Source organism: Pseudomonas sp. C1C7 (genome assembly GCF_013359595.1).
GTDB lineage: Bacteria > Pseudomonadota > Gammaproteobacteria > Pseudomonadales > Pseudomonadaceae > Aquipseudomonas.
Map to the genome: position 1 here is coordinate 83,610 of NZ_JABFMP010000011.1, position 19,217 is coordinate 102,826.

Consider the following 19,217-nt stretch of genomic DNA (forward strand, 5'->3'; position numbering starts at 1 on the left):
TTTTGATCTTGCCTTTGAAAAATCAAAAGATCGCAGCCTTCGGCAGCTCCTGCAGGGGATCGCGTTACGCTTCGGGATAGCGGATTTCATAGCGAGTGCTGCGGCCGCCACCCGGCAAGCGCTTCAGGCAACCCTTTTCCAGCAATTCGGCCAGATGCCGGGTCGCGGTGGCCTTGGACACCTTGGCCACCGCCTGATACTGCGCCGCGCTGATCCCGCCTTCGAATCCCCGTTCGCCGCCATCGAGCAAGCGATTGAGCACCTTGGTCTGCTCCGCCGTCAGCGCCGATTCCCGGTGCGCCTGCCAGAAACGCGTCTTGCCCAGCACCGATTCGATGCGCAGCATGGCCTGCTGCAGGCTGCGCAACAGGGTTTGCAGAAACCACTCCAGCCACTGGCTGATATCCAGCGTGGCCTTCTGGCTGCTTTCCAAGACCCGGTAGTAGCCTGCGCGATCGTCGAGGATGCTCGCCGACATGGCATGGAAACGGATCGCCTGGGCCTCGCCCTGTGCCAGTGCCAGGTCAGTGATGGTGCGTGTGAGTCGACCATTGCCGTCGTCGAAAGGGTGCAGCGTGACGAACCAGAAATGGGCGATGCCCGCCCTGAGCAGTGGATCGAGGTCGGGCTGATTCCGGCTGGCGGCAAACCAGTCAAGAAACGTAGTCAGTTGCTGTTCGAGTCCTGGACGGGGCGGCGCCTCGAAATGGATGGTCGGCCGGTCGAGTCGCCCCGAAACCACTTGCATCGGCTCATCGCCGCGCAGGGCTCCCACCCGTATCGAACGGGCCGCGAAGTCCGTGTGCTGATCAGGAAACAGCCATTCATGCCAGCTCAGCAGCCGCTCGAGGGTCAGAGGTTCGGCGAAATGCCGGGTGGCGTCGAGCAGCAACTGCGCCAGGCCCTCGCTGCGTGGGCTGACTCTTTCGCCATCGGTCAATTCCAGTCCCAGCCGCCGCGCCAGGGAGGAGCGCACCGAACCGACATTCAATTGCTCTCCCTCGATCGCCGAGGAGGTCACGATGTTCTGTAGCAGCGCATCCAGTTCGCTTTGCGCGCTCAGGGAGTTGCCGACTGACCCGGTCATCCCCATCAACTGGCCCTGGGCCTGAACACATTGGCGCAGCAGTGGCGCCAGGCGTTCGGCCTGCCATGTGAAGTTCGGCCAGTCGGGTTGTTGCCAGATCCAGTCAGTTGCCATGGGCGAAATGCTCTGCGGGGCGTGAGCCGAATAACAAGGCCATTCGGCTCATTTGATGAGCCGAATATGACGCCTAATCGGCTCACCGTCTACCCGCCAGCGTGATTGCCCCCGCACTTACAGACGTTTGCGATTGTTAAAAAACTTTCGAATGACTACCCTTCGCGCCATTGATGACCCGTCAGTCGCGGGTCTTTCAGACGAAACGCAGTATTGGGATCTGTAACGCGCCGAGGATCAGGCGCAAGGTTTCGTCAGGCATGGCAGGAGGCGTCACATGCGTTCATTTCTTTTGCTGCTGATCGGTTCGGTTTGTGTGCCGGCCATGGCCGCGCCGGGGGCCGAGTTGTCGGAGCCGGTGGGTGGCTGGCGCTTCAACGGGTTGCTCGATCGCACGGAAAATCCCCAGGTGGCCTATCCCACGCCGCCCATCGACCGGGGCGTGCAGCGCAATCGCACGATGATCCAGGGCCAGCTCAAGGCCCTTGGCACACAACGCGGGCCCCACACCCTGGCGGTCAACGGCAATCCGCTGAACCTGTACACCGACGAGCAGGGGCGTTTCGCCCGGCCCTATGCGTTCGGCGCCGGCTCCAACAGCGTCGAGGTTCGCAGCGCCGAAGGGCAGTCGCTCAAGCGCGTGCAATTCTATGAAGCCAACAACCTGCGCACGCCGGCGCGAATCCGTGTGGTGCTGGGTTGGGACGACCCGAAAGCCGAACTCGACCTGCACATCATCACCCCCGACGGCCAGCATGCGTTCTGGGCGCGGCCGGCGATGAGCAACGGCGGTGGCCTGGACCCGGACGGCGTCGATGGCCCCGGTCCCGAGATGTTCACCATGACCGCGCCGCTGCATGGCACCTATCTGGTTTACGTGAACTATTGGGGCAACTTCGGCAACGGCGGCTATAACTTCGATGAGGCCAGCAACCAGAACGAGGTCATCACCTCGCAAATCAACCTGGTGCTCAACGAAAACACCGTCGACGAAAAACGCGAGACCTTCATCGTGCCGTTGCGCGCCATCGGCGATCTGCTGCTGGTCAAGACTTTCAACTATTAAGCATCCCGCTTCACGGATGAACTGCCGAGCTTTTTGAACATGAGTGAAAACACTGCAGCCCCGGCCGCACAAACACCAGGCGTCAAACCTTCTCGCCGTTGGCCGGTCATTGTGGTCGGGCTGTGCCTGGTCGCGGGCGTGGCCGCCGGCATGGGCTGGTTCATGCAAAAGCACCAAGAGCCTGCGCCGCAGCTGGCGGCGGAAAAGCTCGGCATGAGCCGCCCCGACGGTTTGCTGGAAACCCGCTCCCTGAGCCAATTGCCCAAAGACCTGCTGACGGTGCCGTTCCTCAAGGAAACCCTGACCGAGGATTTCGTCTTCTATTACGAAACCCACGCCGATCGCCTGGGTTTGATCGGCAGTCTGCGGCGAATCATTTACGAACATGACCTGAAGTTACAGGACACGTTGATCGAGCAACTGTTCGATCAGCCGGCCGACATTGCCCTGTGGCGTGGAGCGGATGGGCGACTGCGGGATTTCCTGCTGGTGATGGATCGCGGCGGCCTGGCCAAGGTGCTGGAGCCGCTGGCGAAAGTGGCGCTGGATGATTCGCAGCTGAGCAAGATCGCCGACCTGAAAGTCGGCACCGATGATGTGGCGCTTTATCAGCTCACCTACAACGCCGGCCGCGCGCTGCTGTTTGCGTCCCATGGCGACAAACTGGTGGTGCTGTCGAACCCGACCAGGTTCTACGATCCGCAAAGCGGAGCGACACAGGCGTCGGGCAGCGTTTCACCGCAGGCCCTCGCCGCACTGCTCAACGGCGACAAACTGTTCCCCGAAGCCTTCGGCCTGCAACCCCGGGCGCCGGAGGTCAAGCAGCGGCTGTCGGTCAATGCCAGTGTGCTGGCCATGGGTTACCAGCGGTTCATCCCGAATTTCGCCGGCCTGCGGTTCGACATGGACGACAAGGGCTGGCACAGCTTCCTGGCCATGGACGAGCTGGATAACCAGCCGGACTTCGATTTCAAGCCGATCTGGCAGGCCATGCCCATGGGCGCCAGCGCCTGCGTGGCCTTGCCGCTGGCGGCCGAGCAACAGCAACCCTTGCTGGTCAAACTCGGTGCCGAAGCGTCGGCGGCCGAAGCGATGACTGAACACATGGCCGGCGCGGCGGGCCTGTGCTGGTACGCCGATTCGCGGTTGTACACGCCGTTGCTGGTGGCCAGCCTGAATGACAAGGACAGCGCAAAACTCGATGGCGATCTGGGCCAGCTGTTCGGTTCGATGGTGGGTGCCTACGAAGCCAAGGTCGACGAACACGCGTTTCCCGTGGTGGAGAAGCAGGAAGGCCAGAGCCATCAATGGCAGCGCCAGGTCAGCTCCAACTTCGGCCCCTACAAGGCCAAGAATGCCGAAAATCCCGACGCGATCAGCGGCAAGGCGTTCATGCGCGTGAGCCTGGCGCGGCACGGCTCGACCCTGGTGTTTTCTCTCGACGACAAGTTGGTGGACAAGGCCCTCGGCACCCTCGACAAACGCTTCCCGCCCATGGCTGACGTGGTGCCCAAGGACCTGCTGATGCCGATCTATTTCGGCCCCGACTCCATGGCGCAACTGATGCAGCAGGAAACCCTCGACAGCCTGCCGCAGGACATGGAGCCGGTGTTCTACAACGCCGCGCAAACCTACCTGATCCCGAAACTGCGCACCCTCGGCGGCTACGGCAAATACGCCCTGACCCTGCCCGAAGGCAGTGAGCCCGATGGCCACTGGCAATGGCTGCCGCTGGCGTGGAAAGCGCTGTGAGCCAATCGATGCGAATCCTCGGCCTGCTCGCGCTGTTGATGGCGGGACAAGCCCTGGGCAGCGAAACACCGGCGCTGGATGTGCAGCAATCCCAGGTGTTCCGTGCCTGGTTCGTGCGCATCGCCCAGGAGCAACTGAGCCAGGGCCCGAGCCCGCGCTGGTATCAGCAGGATTGCGCGGGGCTGGTGCGTTTCGCCGCCAACGAAGCGCTGAAAGTCCATGACGACAAATGGCTGCGCAGCAACGGCCTGTCCAATCGCTACTTGCCGCCGGAGTTGCAACTCAGCGATGCCCAGCGCGGCCTGGCCCAGCAGTGGCAACAGGGCGGTGGCAAGGTCGGGCCGTACGTCAACGCCATCAAGCTGATCCAGTTCAACAGCCATCTGGTCGGCCGTGACGTGACCCAGGCCCGTCCGGGCGACCTGATGTTTTTCGATCAGGGCGATGACCAGCACCTGATGATCTGGATGGGCCGCTACATCGCCTATCACACCGGCACCACCACTCCCACAGACAACGGCATGCGTTCGGCAAGCCTGCAACAACTCATGACATGGAAGGACACCCGATGGATACCCGATGCAGCCAACCCCAACTTCATCGGCGTTTATCGACTGAATTTTCTCTCCCAATGATCGGTGCCCGCATGTTGCGTCTTCTGCCTCTGTTGTTGCTGCTGGTGCTGCCGTTTTCCGCGAGCCGTGCCGAAGACACGGTCGAGCCGAGCGGCTATGCGCCGGTGGCCGGCGAGAGCTTTTTCCTGCTGGCCGACAGCAGTTTCGCCAGCGACGAACAGGCGATGGTGCGCCTGGAAGCCCCCGGCCGCGACTACCGCCGGTTCCGCATGGAGCCTTACGGCGGCGCGGACATCCGCGTGTATCGCATCGACAAGCCGCTGGATTTCCTCAAGCGCCAGAAGAACCTGCACCGGGTGGTCAGCGACGGCCAGTTCAAGGGCGAGGGCCTGTCCAACACCCTGGCCTACCTGTGGGACAACTGGTATCGCAAATCCCGTCGGGTGATGCAGCGGGCGTTTTCCTACGAGTCGCGTAAACAAGTCACCGAGGAAGTCCCGGAACTGAAGATGGGCGAGGCCATGGCCGCGCCAACGCCCTATGACGCACAGCCGCAATTCGCACTGATTCCGGGCCTGCCGGTGGTCAGTCAGTTCCGCTATCCGTTGTGGGAAGCCAAGCCGATACAGCCGCCGCCGGGAGTGAACCTGGCCGGTTCTTCCAGTGAGTTCGTCAGCGTCGCGCCGGGCAACGTCTATATCCCGTTGGGTCAGCTCAAACCGGGCCTGTATCTGGTGGAAGCGCTGATCGGCAAGTACCGTGCGACCACCATCGTCTTCGTGTCCAACACCGTGGCCGTGAGCAAGATTGCCGGTGATGAATTGCTGGTGTGGGCCGCGCGCAAACACGAAGGCAGTTCGGTGCCCAAGGTCAATGTGCTGTGGACCGATGGCCTGGGCGTGATGAGCAGTGGCGCCACCGATGCCGACGGTTTGCTGCGCCTGAAACACGTCAGCCCCGAGCGTTCGTTCGTGATCGGCGAGGACGAAGAGGGCGGGGTGTTCGTCTCGGAAAACTTCTACTACGACAGCGAAATCTACGACACCAAACTCTATGCCTTCACCGACCGGCCGCTGTATCGGCCGGGGGATTGGGTGTCGCTGAAAATCGTCGGTCGCGAGTTCAAGAATGCCTGGGATTCGGTGCAGCCGGCGGCGGCCGATGTCAACGTGACCGTGCTGGATGCGACGGGCACGGCGCTGCAAAGCCTGGACCTGAAGTTCGACGCCAAGGCCGGCACCCAGGGCCGTTTCCAGTTGCCGGACAACGCGGTGGCCGGTGGTTACGAGCTGCGTTTCAACTACAAGGATCAGGCCTACAGCAGTGCCTTCCGCGTGGCCGAATACATCAAGCCGCACTTCGAGATTTCCCTGAACCTGGCCAAGCAGGACTACCGCACCGGCGAACCGGTGAAGGGCAATCTGGTGCTGCTGTACCCGGACGGCAAGCCGGTGGCCAACGCCAGGTTGAGCCTGAGCCTGCGGGCTCAGCAACTGTCGATGGTGGATAACGAACTGCAGTATCTGGGGCAATTTCCGGTGGAGCTGACCAGCACCGAACTGACCACTGACGCCAAGGGCAACGCCACCCTCGACCTGCCGGCGGCAGAGAAGCCGAGCCGCTACATGCTCACGGTCTTTGCCAGCGATGGCGCGGCGTATCGGGTCAAGACCACCAAGGAAATCCTCATCGACCGTGGTGCCGCAAACTTCCGCCTCAGTGCGCCGCAGCGCTTCAGCGCGGTGGGCGACAAGGTCGTCTTCAGCTACACCAATGAAAACGAGCAGGCCCAGGCGGTCGTGCCAAGCAGCTACGGCTGGGTGCGCCTGGAAGACCAGAGCACCGGCGAAGGCAAGCTGGCGGCCGGGGACAAGGGCTTCACCCTGGCCTTCGATCGCCCGGGCACTTACAACCTGACGCTGCGCGATGATCACGGCCGAACCCTTGGCGCGACCGGGCACTCGGTCACCGGCGAAGGCGTGAAAGCGGTGCCGGGCACCGTGGAAATCGTCCTCGACAAACCCGAGTACAAGGCGGGCGATGAAGCGCTGGCGCTGATCACCTTCCCTGAGCCGGTCAGCGATGCGCTGCTGTCGCTGGAGCGGGACAAGGTCGAAGCCACGGCGTTGCTGTCCAAGGGCGGCGACTGGCTGAAGATGGAAAAGCTCAGCGACACCCAGTACCGCGCGCGTATCCCGGTGAAAGACAGCTTCACGCCGAACCTGACGTTCTCGGTGCTCTACACCAAGGGCGGTCAGTACAGCTTCCAGAATGCCGGGATCAAGGTGATCACGCCGCAGATCGACGTGGCTATCGCCACCGACAAGGATACCTATCAACCCGGCCAGACGGTGACCGTGGACCTGACTACGCAGTTCGCCGGCAAGCCGGTGCCGGCGCATCTGACGGTCAGCGTGGTCGACGAAATGGTCTACGCGCTGCAACCGGAAGTGGCGCCGACCATCGACCAGTTCTTCTATCACCCGCGGCGCAACAACGTGCGCACCAGCGCCAGTTTGTCGTTCATCAGCTACGACGTCGCGCTACCGGGCAGCCCCGGTGCACCGGGCAAGGCCAACCGCAGCGAGCGTGGGGTGAAGGTGCTTGAGCGGCCGCGTCGAGAAGACGTCGATACCGCCACCTGGCAGCCGGAGCTGCTGACTGATGCCAATGGCAAAACCCGCTTCACCTTCAAGATGCCGGACTCGCTGAGCCGCTGGCGCATCACCGCCCGTGCCATCGCCGATGACGGTCAGGTCGGGCAGAAGAAGCAGTTCGTGCGTTCGGAAAAACCGCTGTATCTGAAGTGGAGCGGGCCGAGCAAATTCCGCGCGGGCGATAAACCGGACCTCGGTGTGTTTGCCTTCAGCCAATCGGAAAGCCCGGTCAAGGCGGAGCTGGTGACCCATTACGCTGGTGCCGAACAGCGGATTCCCGTGACGCTCAACAGTGGTATCAATTACATCCCGCTGCCGGCGTTTGCCCTGGCCTCGGGCGAATGGACCGCCGAGCTCGTGCAGGACGGCAAGACCGCGGATGCCCTGGCCGTGCGCCTGATCGCAACCGGCGAAGGCTGGCAAGTCACGCAAACTCAAAGCCTGGACGTGGCCAGCGGTGACACGCCGCTGAGCCTGCCGGCAGACGCGACTGACATCCGCCTGCGCCTGGATGACAGCCCGCAAGCGCTGTTCCGCTCGGCGCTCGATGACCTGCTGGGCTACCCGTACGGCGGCGTCGAACAGACCGCCAGCCAGTTGCTGGCGCTGAGCATCGCCTATCCAGCGCTGTCGACGAACCCGCAGATTCGCGATCGCTTGCGCCTGATCATGCAGAACAGCCGCTTGCGCCTGGTGCAGATGGCCGGGCCGTCGGCGAGCTTCACCTGGTGGGGCATGGACGGCGAGCCGGATGCGTTCCTCACCGCCTACGCCTATTACGCCGACTGGCACGCCAGCAAAGTGCTGGAGCTGAACCTGCCGTCGGAGCATTGGCAGCGGGTGCTGGAGGTCTACGCCAAGCAGGCGAAAAACACGCCGCTGTTGCAGCGCGCGCTGATCCTGTCGTTCGCCCGGCAGATGCAGTTGCCGGTAAACACATTGCTCAGCGGCTTGATGGACGATCTGGCGCAAGCCGGCGAGGGCAGTGCCGCGAACGTGATGGAGTCGGATGGAGGCAGCCTGGTGATGGCTGACCCGGACTCGGCGCTCGGTCTGGCCGCTGCACGGGTGCTGACCGCTTCTCTGGCGCGTGAGGCCAAGGTGACTGTGCCGGAGGCGTTCAATCGGCAAATGGCGGATGCGCAACAGCGGCTGGCGGTCAGCTCGCAGCCGTTTGCCGAGGCATTGAGCCTGTCGCTGCAGCCTTTCGATCAGGCCCGGGCGACGGCATTGCTGCAACGGCTGCTGCCGCAACAATCGACCCTGGAGCGCGCGTTGGCGCTGACCTGGTTGCAGCGCAGCATCGAGCAAGCGTCGCCGACCATCGCACTGGCGCCGGGTGAAGGCTGGAAGAAAAAGTACGGTGACAGCGGCGAGATGTACTGGGTCTGGCAGGGGGCTTCGCCGGTGCCTTCGGTGTTGTCGGTGAGCGGCACGCAGGAGCGTCCGTTGCGCGCCGCATTGAGCTTCCAGACCCGCCAGCCATCGGTTGATCCGCTGGCCGTGACCGTCACCCGTCGCCTGTCGCGCCTGGTGCCGGGCGACGAGGCCTTCACCTTCAAGCTCGAACCGGTCGGCACCACGCCGCTGTCCAGCGACAGCCTGTATCTGGACGAAGTGATCCTCACCAGCAAGGCCGCCAGACCCTTGCGCTACGGCCTGCTGGAAGTGCCGCTGCCACCGGGCGCCGATGTCGAGCGCACCACCTGGGGCATCAAGCTGATGGGCAAGGCGGGCACCGAGCCGACGGCCCTGGAAAAGGCCCGCTTCGAGCCGGGGCAACTGGCTTATGCGGTGCCGGTGGATGCGTTGAGCGGCGAATTGCGCCTGCGGCATCTGGTGCGCTTCTCGCAGAAGGGCCAGTTCAACCTGCCGCCGGTGCGTTTCACCCAGGTGTATGCGCCGCAACATCAGGCCCAGGAGCAGAAACCGGCGCTCGGTCAGGTGACGGTCCACTGACATGTTTCGGGCGCTGGTCTGCGGCTTGCTGTGTTTGATACCTGCGCTGACGATGGCGCAGGACGAGCCCTTGCGTCTGGCCTTCAAGGGCGAGTTGCTGTCCTTGAGCCGGACGCAGCTGCTGTCCCGCGAGCCGTTGCCGGACGCTTTGCAGGCACCGCTGGGCAGCGTGTGGAAGCTGTTCGTCTACGCCTGGCTGGTGGACACCGGGGCCCGCGAGCCGGCTTATGAATGTCGCGGGCAGTCGAAGGAAGAAGTCTATTGCTGCACCGCGGGCGGCAAGATTGAGCGCGATCAGGCGTTGGTGAAGTCCTGCGGGTTGTATTTCGAGCCGTCGCGGCTGGGGATTTCTGCAGCGGACTGGCAGGCGTATTGGCAGGCGCGGCAGGCGCCGCAGTGGCTGATGTATTTGCCTTCGTTGCAGCCGGCGACACGGGTGTCGGTGGCGGAGTTGTTGCGCATGATGGCAACGATGCCGGCGCAGGATCAGGCTCGGCGAGTGCTGCTCGATGTGGTGTTGAGCGCTGCCGATGGAAATGTAGTGGGCGAACTCGGCAGCCGCTTGCGGGTGAAGACCTGGAGCTGGCTGGGAGATCAGGACGCTGCCTCGCGCCAGGGTGGTTTCGCTGGCTGGACCGTGGACGGCACGCCGATCTGGGCGGGTGGTCGCGGCACCAGTCAGCGGGTTTTGCGTGATTACGCACAGGCTCTGTCGACGGTCGTGCCTGTGCAATGGCCTGTCGATGCGGGGCGATGTGTCGAGGTCAGCCTGTTTTCCCGCTATCCGCTCAAACAGGTGCTTTCGGGTGGTAAGCAGGTGACTTCGGGGCCATTGCGTGGTGACTATCGCGTCGAATTCGACAACGGCAATCAGCTCGATATCCACAGTGGCGGTGAGCTGTATCTGCTCAAGGACAAACTCGTCGCCCGCCTGGATCGCGAGGAATACGTCGCCCGCGTGCTGCAACGCGAAGCCACTCCAGAGCCTGCCGAAGCCGCCAAAGCCCTGGCCGTGGCGATCCGCACCTATCTTCTGCAAAACGCCACCCGCAATGGGGACTGCCTGAGCATCGACGACAGCAGCCAGCGCCAGCGTGTGGCCCCGCGCCCGGCCAGTGTTGAGGCGCGCGACGTGGCGGCATGGACCAGCGATCTGGTGCTGGCGGGCAGCGACGTCACTTACCACTCCGATCAACCGGGCCCGGACAAGCTGTCCTGGCAGCAAGCCGTCGAGCAGGCCAATGCCGGCCAGCGCTACGACGCCATCCTTTTGCACGCTTACCCGCGAGCAAGCCTGAGTCGTTGGGACAATCCGGTGGCCTCTTGCGAAGCCTTGCCCGCCGCACAGGACTGGCTGCAAAAGCAACGGCGCGGCTGGCGTCCCCGGCTCGAAAGCGAAACCGGCTACAACGAAGTCATCACCTTCGCCGTCTGCCGCCTGGCGTTCGGCCGGCCCTATGTCGACCGCGAGCGTCAGCGCATCTACGTGCGTGGCGTGCTGTCCTTGCAGGACCGTCTCGACCTGACCCACGAATATTTGCACCTGGCTTTCGAAGCTCATCCCAACGGCCAGGACGAAACCTACATCGAAGGCCTCGCCCGCCACCTTTTGCTGGAATAACCCATGACACTTCGTTTTCCACAGGTCTTGCTGTTGCTCTGCACGTTTGCCGCACTCTCGCCGGCGATGGCGGCAGACGGCGTCAAACTCGACACCCCGGTCGGCGGCTGGCGCACCGGCGCGCCCGAAGGCGAGGGCGAAAGCTTCCGCCAGACCGTCAACTACCCGGCCTCCTCGGTGAACACCCCTGCCGGCCAGGCCAACACCGCGCGCATCAGCGGCCAGATCAAGGCCACGCCCAAGAGCAACGATCCGGGCCGACTGATCGTCAATGGCGTCAGCATGCCGCTGAAAGTCGACCCCGCCGGCCGCTTTGATCGCCCGTTCTCCTTCCCCAACGGCAGCAACAGCGTCGAAGTCCGCAGCCCCGACGGTCAGCAACGCCACCGCACGCAATTCCTCAACACCAGCGGCGGCGCAACCCCGGCAAAACTGCGCGTCCTGCTGGCCTGGGACAGCGACGGCACCGACCTGGACCTGCACCTCATCACCCCCGACGGCGCCCACATCTGGTACGGCGACCGCACCGCCCCCAACGGCGCCGCCCTCGACGTCGACGTCACCACCGGCTACGGCCCCGAAATCTTCGCCATGCCTGCGCCGATCAAGGGGCAGTACCTGGTGTATGTGAATTACTTCGGCGGTGGGTATCGCAGTGATGACGAAGGGCAGGAGGATGCGGTGCAGCCGCTGACTACGGCGCAGGTGACGGTGATTACGGAAGAGGGGACGCCGAGCGAAAAGATGGAGACGTTTCTGGTGCCGATGCGGGCGGTGGGGGAGTTGACGTTGGTTAAGGGGTTTAGTTATCCGTGAGGCTTTATGCTCAGTGCATGTTGAAGGGCATCGGTACCCGTGAGGACCCGGTCAACAGTGAATCCCGCCTCTGCAAGGCCCTGTTGTAAATCAGCACCGGTTTTCGGTTCGTCCTTGTGGCTACATTATGCTGCTGTCGTCGGCCGCTTTTTGCTGAGGGCGGGTGCGATCGGCATTAAAGCGGATACAGTAGCTTCGCGACAAAGACGAAGTGATTCTGGTGAAGGCGAAAAAAGCTCAACCCAGCGTAGTCTTCCAGACATTACACATTGCCCTTGAGAATGGTGTAATGGCGGACTTCCCACCCGAGCGTGACCGGCCTAGATAGAGCGTTGATTCATCCTGGCAGATAAAGCTTCCGCGCTTTCTTTTCGCTCCGAGTAGCGATCAACCAGATAGTCTTCACGGCCACGAACCAGCAGAGTGAATTTCACCAGTTCTTCCATAACGTCGACTACACGGTCGTAGTACGGCGAAGGCTTCATTCGGTCGGTGTCATCGAACTCCAAATAAGCTTTGGGCACCGACGACTGATTCGGGATGGTCAGCATGCGCATCCACCGACCCAGAACACGCATTTGGTTCACTGCGTTGAAGGACTGCGAGCCGCCGCACACCTGCATCACTGCGAGCGTTTTGCCTTGGGTAGGCCTCACTGCGCCCATGGTTAACGGAATCCAGTCGATCTGCGCTTTGAACACCGCAGACATCGCACCGTGACGTTCCGGGGAGCACCACACCTGACCGTCTGACCACAGCACCAGATCACGTAGCTCCTTCACCTTAGGGTGATCGACTGGCGCGTCATCTGGCAAGGGTAGCCCTGATGGATCGAAGATCATTGTCTCGGCCCCCATGTGTTGGAGCAAACGTGCTGCCTCCAGCGTCAGCAGTCTGCTGAACGACCGCTCTCTGGTCGAGCCATAAAGAAGCAGGATTCGTGGCTTGACGTTCGAAGCATCTGCCAGGCCCAGTTTATCGGTGTTGGGGAGATCCATCAGCGAAAGATCAAGGGCAGGAAAAGTCTCGGTAGAGTCCGTATCAAATTCGCTCATCACAATGCTCCGATTCGATCCAAGGCCTGCTTCAGATCAGCCCCTTGAAGCGTTTTCATATCCAGGGTGAAGAACGCGGCAAATCGCCTCTTGATGTGTTCAACCGTCGCATCAAATGCGGCCTGAATATCCTCATCAGCGCCGTCTACCTCCGACGGGTCGGACAGCCCCCAGTGGCTTTTGATGGCCGGGCCGAAATACACCGGGCAAGGCTCGCCGCCTGCCTTGTCGCATACGGTGATGACGATATCGGGCGGCGTGTCTGCGAAAGCCTCCGAGCCTTTGCTGTACAGGCCAGACGTATCGATCCCCAACCCTTGCAGAGTGCTCACAGCACGTGGGTTGATTTTGCCGCTGGGGAAACTGCCCGAACTGATGGCTGTGAATCCGTCGGGGGCAACATGGTTGAACAGCCCCTCTGACAGGACGCTGCGGCAGCTATTGGCCGTACACATGAATAGGATCTTCATAAGCTAACTCCTACGCGCTGATGCTCAAGCGCACGGCAAGTGCTGCCAGTGTCGCAAGCAGAATGGGAAAGGTGAGTACGCAGCCGACCTTGAAGTAGTAACCCCAAGTGATGCGGATGTTTTTCTGAGCCAGGACATGCAGCCACAGCAGCGTTGCCAGACTGCCGATGGGCGTGATCTTTGGGCCAAGGTCGCAGCCAATGACATTGGCGTACACCATCGCTTCCTGCGTGAGCCCAGAGGCGCCAGTTCCCTGAATCGACAAGGCACCGATCAGCACGCTGGGCATGTTGTTCATCACGGATGACAGCAGCGCGGCAGTGAAGCCGGTGCCCAATGTGGCAGCCCACAGGCCATGGTCGGCGAAGGTGCCAAGCAGTGAGCTGAGTCCTTCAGTCAGCCCGGCATTCTTAAGCCCGTAGATCACCAGATACATGCCGAGCGAAAACAGCACAACCTGCCAGGGTGCGTTGAACATTACTTTGCGTGTCGAGATCACATGCCCCTTCGCGGCGATGATCAGCAGCACCAGAGCGCATACGGCGGCGACACCACTGACAGGGATGCCTAGTGGTTCAAGGGCGAACAAACCGACCAGCAGAAGTAGTAACACCCACCAGCCCGCAATGAACGTATGGCGATCTTTGATCGCCTCTTCTGGTCGCCGTAATTGATCGGGCGAGTACGTCAACGGCACTTCCTTCCGATAGAACAGCCAGAGCATGCCCAGGGTCGCAACGATACTGACCAGATTTACTGGCCACATGATCGAGGCGTACCGAGCAAAACCGATATCGAAAAAGTCCGCAGAGACGATGTTCACGAGGTTCGAGACAATCAGCGGCAGGCTTGCAGTGTCGGCAATGAACCCCGCAGCCATCACGAATGCCAAAGTTGCGGATGGACTGAAGCGCAGCGATGTCAGCATTGCGATCACGATGGGAGTCAAAATCAATGCTGCGCCATCATTCGCAAACAGTGCCGAGACTGCTGCACCAAGAAGCACCATCAGCGCAAACAGGCGAGCACCGCTACCTTGGCCCCAGCGGGCCATATGAAGTGCTGCCCATTCGAAAAAGCCCGCTTCATCCAGCAGGAGGCTGATGATGATCACCGCGATGAACGTTGCCGTGGCGTTCCACACGATATGCCAGACAACGGGGATATCGCCGAACGCGATGACGCCAGTCATCAATGCGAGCACCGCTCCGGCAGATGCACTCCAGCCCACGCCGAGCCCGCGAGGTTGCCAGATCACCAGTACCAGCGTGACCAGAAATATTGAAACTGCCAGCAGCATGTCAGTTCTCCAGAAACACTTAGCAGCAGGAAACCTGGCGTACCGGGCGACCTTCCATTGAGGCAAGGCGACCTTGGTCATCGCCGAGCCAGGAACGGTTAGCCTCAAGCGTTGTTTGGAGTACCTCCACTGCCCACTGAGGCAGCTCTGGATGAAGGCGATAATAGATCCACTGCCCCTGACGGCGATCCTCCAGCAGCCCGCAGGTACGCAACTGCGCAAGGTGTCGGGAGACTTTTGGTTGGTGATCGTCGAGCGCCCAGATCAGTTCGCAGACACATAGCTCGCCCTCGGCAGCGAGCATGAGCATGATCCGGGCGCGGGTTTCGTCACCGAGACATTTGAAGAAGGTGTGGGGCTGAATGGACATAGTCAACCTGAATATTCGAATTTACGTATATTCGAATTTACAGATATGTTTCCACCATTGGAAGCAGCTTTTTACCCAGGAAGGTGCGCGCACGTTCGCCGGCACGGCTGGGGCTGAAGTCATAGACCACGGCCGTAAATGCCAAGAGCGGTGTCGTGCAATATCCCCAAGCATACGCGCGGTGCGATTTCGTCTCACTTGGTGCCAGCATCTGCACCGGTATTTCATCGGCATGGACGACTCGCCGGGCCGGCACCGTCTCGCGCAGTGCATCTACCAACGGTTGCAGTTGTACGCTGGTTTGGCCGGCCCACTGAGCCCGCGTCGAGCACGGGATAGCCAAGTCGGTACGGCTAAAGATCTTTCCTGCTGGTACCGCGGAAGATGATCGGCGAACTTGGTCGCCATCACGTGAGCCAATAAGCCGGCAGATGGTTCGTGAACACAAGTTGATGATGGCTGACAAGGAGTGTCACCCATAGCCCAGGATTAGTGGTCGTTCCCCCGCTGCTCCTTTGGTCTATCGGCGCCCACACGGCGCCGTTTTTTTGAGGGCCGCATGAAGCTGACGGAACTGTAATGCCGAGCTCAGCTTTCTGAAAGCGCAGCCTGGCTAATGTGCCCTAAGCCTGAACTCCATGGGCCGCACAGTAATCCGCCGAGGAACAACAGATGAACTCGATCAAAGCACTCGTAATGGTTATCACTTTTGGAATGGCTGGCCTTGCTCTTGCTGAAGGTGGTGGCGACCGTACCTTTGCGAAAATGGAGGCTGCCCGCCAAACCGCCACAGAGGCGTATCAGCTCGCACAGCAGAAGACCGACAAGGCGCCGATGGCAAGCCAAAGCCATAAACACGGGCAGCATGAGAACTGCTGATCCGAGCTTACAGAAATGTAATCACTCGGGAATCTTTTATGTGGCAGTTTCAAATCGCTTTCTCCCACTGTGGCTTGCGCTTTCGAGCAAGTCCATAAGACTTGTGGGCCCCCCAAGGAAGCCGGGTCTGCGATCGAGCGACCCGGATATCAGCGAATCATTTGACTGGACACTACGGCATGCACAGCAAAACCACGAGACGATCTTTCGTCAAAGGCCTGGCCGCTACTGGATTACTGGGTGGACTGGGCATGTGGCGCGCGCCGGTCTGGGCTGTGACCAGCCCTGGCCAACCGAATGTTCTGACAGGCACCGATTTTGATCTCTACATCGGTGAGTTGCCGGTCAACATCACCGGAGCAACTCGCACAGCCATGGCAATCAATGGTTCGCTGCCGGGGCCGATCCTTCGCTGGCGGGAGGGAGACACAGTCACGCTCCGCGTACGCAACCGCTTGAAGCAGGACACGTCTATCCATTGGCACGGCATCATCTTGCCGGCGAACATGGATGGAGTGCCTGGTCTTAGCTTTCATGGCATCGCACCCGATGGCATGTATGAGTACAAGTTCAAGGTTCATCAGAACGGTACCTACTGGTACCACAGCCACTCTGGACTCCAGGAGCAGGTCGGGGTGTACGGTGCCTTGGTCATTGATGCCAAGGAGCCAGAGCCATTCACCTATGATCGCGATTATGTGGTCATGCTTAGCGATTGGACTGACGAGGATCCTGCCAGGGTCCTGTCCAAGCTCAAGAAGCAGTCGGACTATTACAACTACCACAAACGCACCGTGGGCGACTTCGTCAACGACGTAGGCGAGATGGGATGGTCGGCTGCGGTGGCGGATCGGAAAATGTGGGCTGAGATGAAAATGAGCCCCACCGATCTCGCTGACGTAAGTGGCTACACCTACACCTATCTGATGAACGGCCAGGCCCCGGACGGTAACTGGACGGGCGTGTTCAAACCGGGCGAGAAAATCCGCCTGCGCTTCATCAACGGCTCGGCCATGACGTATTTCGATGTGCGAATTCCCGGCCTGAAGATGACGGTTGTCGCAGCGGATGGGCAGCATGTCAAACCCGTTGCGGTCGACGAGTTCCGCATCGCCGTTGCCGAAACCTACGATGTCATCGTCGAGCCCGAAAGCGAGCAGGCTTACACCATTTTTGCTCAATCCATGGATCGCACAGGCTACTCCAGAGGCACTTTAGCCGTTCGCGAAGGTATGCAAGCTGCAGTTCCGGCAGCTGATCCTCGCCCTCTCATTTCAATGAGCGATATGGGTATGGATCACGGCAGCATGGCCGGTATGGACCACAGCAAAATGGCTGGGATGAACCAAGGCGGCATGGCCGGCATGGACCACAGCAAGATGGCTGGGATGGACCAAGGCAGCATGGCCGGCATGGACCACAGCAAGATGGCTGGGATGAACCAAGGCAGCATGGCCGGTATGGACCACAGCAAGATGGCTGGGATGGACGAAGGCAGCATGGCCGGTATGGACCACAGCAAGATGGCTGGGATGGACCACGGCAGCATGGGAGACATGGGCGGCGCCATGCAGTCTCACCCAGCCTCAGAAACTAATAACCCCTTGGTCGACATGCAGACTATGAGTCCAACGCCTAAGTTGGACGATCCGGGAATCGGCCTGCGCAACAATGGACGGCGTGTCCTGACCTATGCGGATCTGCGAAGCACGTTCATTGATCCGGATGGACGTGAACCAGGGCGCACCATCGAGCTGCATCTCACAGGCCATATGGAGAAGTTCGCCTGGTCCTTTGACGGCGTCAAATTTTCCGATGCTGAACCCCTACGCCTCAAATATGGCGAGCGGCTGCGAATCACGTTGGTCAACGACACCATGATGACCCACCCCATCCACCTCCACGGCATGTGGAGCGATCTGGAAGATGAGGACGGTAATTTCATGGTTCGAAAACACACCATCGACATGCCTCCAGGCTCAAAACGAAGCTACCGAGTAACCGCGGATGCTTTGGGCCGTTGGGCCTACCACTGCCACCTACTGTTCCATATGGAAATGGGCATGTTCCGAGAAGTCCGCGTGGACGAATGAACTGGAGATCCAAGATGAGCAAACCAATGAAGCGAAACGCCTTTTTCCTCTCTGCTGCGATGGCTGGCTTGTTTGCTGTTTATGCGCCTTCGTCGTGGTCCAGCGATAACCATGAACAGCACACCCAGAAGTCTGCCGATGCCGCAAAATCGAAGAGTTCTCAGGGCATGGATCATGACTCGATGAAGGGTATGGATCATGGCTCCATGAAGGGTATGGACCACGACAGCATGAAAGGTATGGACCATGGCTCGATGGAGGGTATGGATCACAGCAAAATGATGGAATCGCATGGCAGCGATAAAGCTAAGGCAGGGAAAGATGACCAATAGCCTGGCACGACCATCGCTGCTGGCATTGACCGTTTCATTCAGCATGCTGGGTGCTGCGCCCAGCTTTGCTGCTGAGGAGATGGACCATTCGGCAATGGGGCACGGAGCCATGGAAATGGATTCCGCCCCGTCGGCCGACCCGATGCCAGGCATGGACCACGCTCACATGGGCGCGAGCAAGCAGCAGAAGAAACCTGCTCCCGTTGATCACAGCAAAATGAAACACAGTCAACCTGCGGCCAAACCTGCGCACATGGACCACAGCAAGATGGACCATGGCAGCATGCAGGGGATGGACCATGGGACCATGGATCACTCGACGATGAACCATGGCTCTGATGCCCCAACGACGACTAGCCGTACTCCGATACCTGTGCTGACGGATGCTGATCGCCAAGCTGCCTTTCCTCCGTTGGGCGGGCATCAGATGCACGACAGTGCGATCAACAGCTTCTTCCTGCTGGATAAGCTTGAGTACCAGGATGCAGACGAAGGCAGCGCGCTGGCTTGGGAAGCCTCTGGATGGGTTGGCGGCGATATCAACCGGCTGTGGATCCGCTCCGAAGGCGAGCGGACGAATGGCGTCACCGAGGACGCTGAGTTGCAGCTTCTGTATGGGCGATCCATTAGCCCATGGTGGGATGTGGTCGCTGGGGTGCGCCAGGATTTCCAACCAGGATCTCCACAGACATGGGGGGCTTTTGGTATCCAGGGCATGGCGCTCTATGACTTCGAAGCCGAAGCCACAGCGTTCATCGGTGAGAATGGCCAGACAGCTGCTCGGCTGGAGGGCGAATACGACATTCTCCTGACCAATCGCCTGATCCTGCAGCCAACCGCTGAAGCCAATTTTTATGGCAAAAACGATCCCGAGCGCGGGGTGGGTTCTGGCCTGGCGAACACTGAAGTCGGTCTGCGCTTACGGTATGAGATCGTGCGCCAATTCGCACCCTACATCGGCGTAACCTGGAACCGCTCCTACGGCAAAACAGCAGACCTGATTCGCGATGAAGGCGGGGATGTCGATGAAGCACGTTTCGTTGCCGGCATTCGGATGTGGTTTTGAGAGCC

At 60.7% G+C, this 19,217-nt stretch carries 15 protein-coding genes and 2 pseudogenes; 10 read left to right on the forward strand and 7 right to left on the reverse strand.

Going from position 1 to position 19,217, the window contains the following annotated elements; translation table 11 throughout:
• Window positions 1–64: 64 nt before the first annotated feature.
• Window positions 65–1,201: a Fic family protein gene (locus HNO86_RS11750; protein ID WP_175377129.1), complete on the reverse strand. Its 1,137-nt coding sequence runs from the start codon at window positions 1,199–1,201 to the stop codon at window positions 65–67.
• Between the two features lie 277 nt (window positions 1,202–1,478).
• Between HNO86_RS11750 and HNO86_RS11755 the strand changes: the two genes are divergently transcribed.
• The 6 genes from HNO86_RS11755 to HNO86_RS11780 are packed head-to-tail and all read left to right on the forward strand — an operon-like array spanning window position 1,479 to window position 11,647.
• Entirely contained in the window at window positions 1,479–2,267 is a 789-nt protein-coding gene (locus tag HNO86_RS11755) for a YfaP family protein (RefSeq protein WP_175377130.1), read from the forward strand.
• 39 nt (window positions 2,268–2,306) lie between these two features.
• Entirely contained in the window at window positions 2,307–4,019 is a 1,713-nt protein-coding gene (locus HNO86_RS11760; protein WP_175377131.1) for a DUF2138 domain-containing protein, read from the forward strand.
• A gap of 8 nt (window positions 4,020–4,027) precedes the next feature.
• Complete coding sequence (locus HNO86_RS11765) at window positions 4,028–4,654, forward strand: DUF1175 domain-containing protein (RefSeq protein ID WP_175377198.1); 627 nt, start codon at window positions 4,028–4,030, stop codon at window positions 4,652–4,654.
• Window positions 4,651–9,210: an alpha-2-macroglobulin gene (locus HNO86_RS11770; protein WP_175377132.1), complete on the forward strand. Its 4,560-nt coding sequence runs from the start codon at window positions 4,651–4,653 to the stop codon at window positions 9,208–9,210. Before HNO86_RS11765 ends, HNO86_RS11770 begins: the two co-directional genes overlap by 4 nt.
• A 1-nt stretch (window position 9,211) precedes the next feature.
• Window positions 9,212–10,831 carry a DUF2300 domain-containing protein gene (locus HNO86_RS11775; RefSeq protein WP_175377133.1) on the forward strand — a complete coding sequence of 540 codons (1,620 nt, stop codon included), beginning with the start codon at window positions 9,212–9,214 and terminating at the stop codon, window positions 10,829–10,831.
• A gap of 3 nt (window positions 10,832–10,834) precedes the next feature.
• Window positions 10,835–11,647: a YfaP family protein gene (locus HNO86_RS11780; RefSeq protein ID WP_175377134.1), complete on the forward strand. Its 813-nt coding sequence runs from the start codon at window positions 10,835–10,837 to the stop codon at window positions 11,645–11,647.
• Window positions 11,648–11,655: 8 nt separating this feature from the next.
• On the opposite strand, the pseudogene HNO86_RS11785 reads toward HNO86_RS11780, so the two are convergent.
• From HNO86_RS11785 to HNO86_RS11810, 6 genes and pseudogenes are all read right to left on the reverse strand, one after another.
• Window positions 11,656–11,763, reverse strand: a pseudogene (locus HNO86_RS11785) (DNA-binding response regulator); the annotation flags it as partial.
• A 204-nt stretch (window positions 11,764–11,967) separates the two neighbouring features.
• Window positions 11,968–12,702 carry an arsenical resistance protein ArsH gene (gene arsH / locus HNO86_RS11790; RefSeq protein WP_175377135.1) on the reverse strand — a complete coding sequence of 245 codons (735 nt, stop codon included), beginning with the start codon at window positions 12,700–12,702 and terminating at the stop codon, window positions 11,968–11,970.
• Window positions 12,702–13,172, reverse strand: a complete 471-nt coding sequence (locus tag HNO86_RS11795) for an arsenate reductase ArsC (protein WP_175377136.1) — start codon at window positions 13,170–13,172, stop codon at window positions 12,702–12,704. The genes arsH and HNO86_RS11795 overlap by 1 nt, the downstream gene beginning before the upstream one ends.
• A gap of 10 nt (window positions 13,173–13,182) precedes the next feature.
• Window positions 13,183–14,472, reverse strand: a complete 1,290-nt coding sequence (locus HNO86_RS11800; protein ID WP_175377137.1) for an arsenic transporter — start codon at window positions 14,470–14,472, stop codon at window positions 13,183–13,185.
• 19 nt (window positions 14,473–14,491) lie between these two features.
• Complete coding sequence (locus tag HNO86_RS11805; RefSeq protein ID WP_175377138.1) at window positions 14,492–14,842, reverse strand: metalloregulator ArsR/SmtB family transcription factor; 351 nt, start codon at window positions 14,840–14,842, stop codon at window positions 14,492–14,494.
• A 73-nt stretch (window positions 14,843–14,915) separates the two neighbouring features.
• A pseudogene (locus tag HNO86_RS11810) lies at window positions 14,916–15,277 on the reverse strand (transposase); the annotation flags it as partial.
• 237 nt (window positions 15,278–15,514) lie between these two features.
• On the opposite strand from HNO86_RS11810, the gene HNO86_RS11815 reads away from it, so the two are divergent.
• From HNO86_RS11815 to HNO86_RS11830, 4 genes are all read left to right on the forward strand, one after another.
• Window positions 15,515–15,721 carry a co-regulatory protein PtrA N-terminal domain-containing protein gene (locus HNO86_RS11815; RefSeq protein ID WP_059183363.1) on the forward strand — a complete coding sequence of 69 codons (207 nt, stop codon included), beginning with the start codon at window positions 15,515–15,517 and terminating at the stop codon, window positions 15,719–15,721.
• A gap of 179 nt (window positions 15,722–15,900) precedes the next feature.
• Window positions 15,901–17,814: a copper resistance system multicopper oxidase gene (locus HNO86_RS11820; protein WP_175377139.1), complete on the forward strand. Its 1,914-nt coding sequence runs from the start codon at window positions 15,901–15,903 to the stop codon at window positions 17,812–17,814.
• Window positions 17,815–17,828: 14 nt separating this feature from the next.
• Window positions 17,829–18,146, forward strand: coding sequence for a hypothetical protein (locus HNO86_RS11825; protein ID WP_256672617.1), 318 nt, complete (start codon window positions 17,829–17,831; stop codon window positions 18,144–18,146).
• The gene (locus HNO86_RS11830; protein ID WP_175377141.1) at window positions 18,136–19,212 is read left to right on the forward strand and encodes a copper resistance protein B; all 1,077 of its coding nucleotides are present in this window, start codon (window positions 18,136–18,138) and stop codon (window positions 19,210–19,212) included. Before HNO86_RS11825 ends, HNO86_RS11830 begins: the two co-directional genes overlap by 11 nt.
• Window positions 19,213–19,217 lie beyond the last annotated feature (5 nt).

What these genes read in the sequence shown, in the direction of transcription:
- HNO86_RS11750 (WP_175377129.1), bottom strand. Translation starts at nt 1,201, where the DNA reads ATGGCAACTGACTGGATCTGGCAACAACCCGACTGGCCGAACTTCACA.
- HNO86_RS11755 (WP_175377130.1), top strand. Translation starts at nt 1,479, where the DNA reads ATGCGTTCATTTCTTTTGCTGCTGATCGGTTCGGTTTGTGTGCCGGCC.
- HNO86_RS11760 (WP_175377131.1), top strand. Translation starts at nt 2,307, where the DNA reads ATGAGTGAAAACACTGCAGCCCCGGCCGCACAAACACCAGGCGTCAAA.
- HNO86_RS11765 (WP_175377198.1), top strand. Translation starts at nt 4,028, where the DNA reads ATGCGAATCCTCGGCCTGCTCGCGCTGTTGATGGCGGGACAAGCCCTG.
- HNO86_RS11770 (WP_175377132.1), top strand. Translation starts at nt 4,651, where the DNA reads ATGATCGGTGCCCGCATGTTGCGTCTTCTGCCTCTGTTGTTGCTGCTG.
- HNO86_RS11775 (WP_175377133.1), top strand. Translation starts at nt 9,212, where the DNA reads ATGTTTCGGGCGCTGGTCTGCGGCTTGCTGTGTTTGATACCTGCGCTG.
- HNO86_RS11780 (WP_175377134.1), top strand. Translation starts at nt 10,835, where the DNA reads ATGACACTTCGTTTTCCACAGGTCTTGCTGTTGCTCTGCACGTTTGCC.
- arsH (WP_175377135.1), bottom strand. Translation starts at nt 12,702, where the DNA reads ATGAGCGAATTTGATACGGACTCTACCGAGACTTTTCCTGCCCTTGAT.
- HNO86_RS11795 (WP_175377136.1), bottom strand. Translation starts at nt 13,172, where the DNA reads ATGAAGATCCTATTCATGTGTACGGCCAATAGCTGCCGCAGCGTCCTG.
- HNO86_RS11800 (WP_175377137.1), bottom strand. Translation starts at nt 14,472, where the DNA reads ATGCTGCTGGCAGTTTCAATATTTCTGGTCACGCTGGTACTGGTGATC.
- HNO86_RS11805 (WP_175377138.1), bottom strand. Translation starts at nt 14,842, where the DNA reads ATGTCCATTCAGCCCCACACCTTCTTCAAATGTCTCGGTGACGAAACC.
- HNO86_RS11815 (WP_059183363.1), top strand. Translation starts at nt 15,515, where the DNA reads ATGAACTCGATCAAAGCACTCGTAATGGTTATCACTTTTGGAATGGCT.
- HNO86_RS11820 (WP_175377139.1), top strand. Translation starts at nt 15,901, where the DNA reads ATGCACAGCAAAACCACGAGACGATCTTTCGTCAAAGGCCTGGCCGCT.
- HNO86_RS11825 (WP_256672617.1), top strand. Translation starts at nt 17,829, where the DNA reads ATGAGCAAACCAATGAAGCGAAACGCCTTTTTCCTCTCTGCTGCGATG.
- HNO86_RS11830 (WP_175377141.1), top strand. Translation starts at nt 18,136, where the DNA reads ATGACCAATAGCCTGGCACGACCATCGCTGCTGGCATTGACCGTTTCA.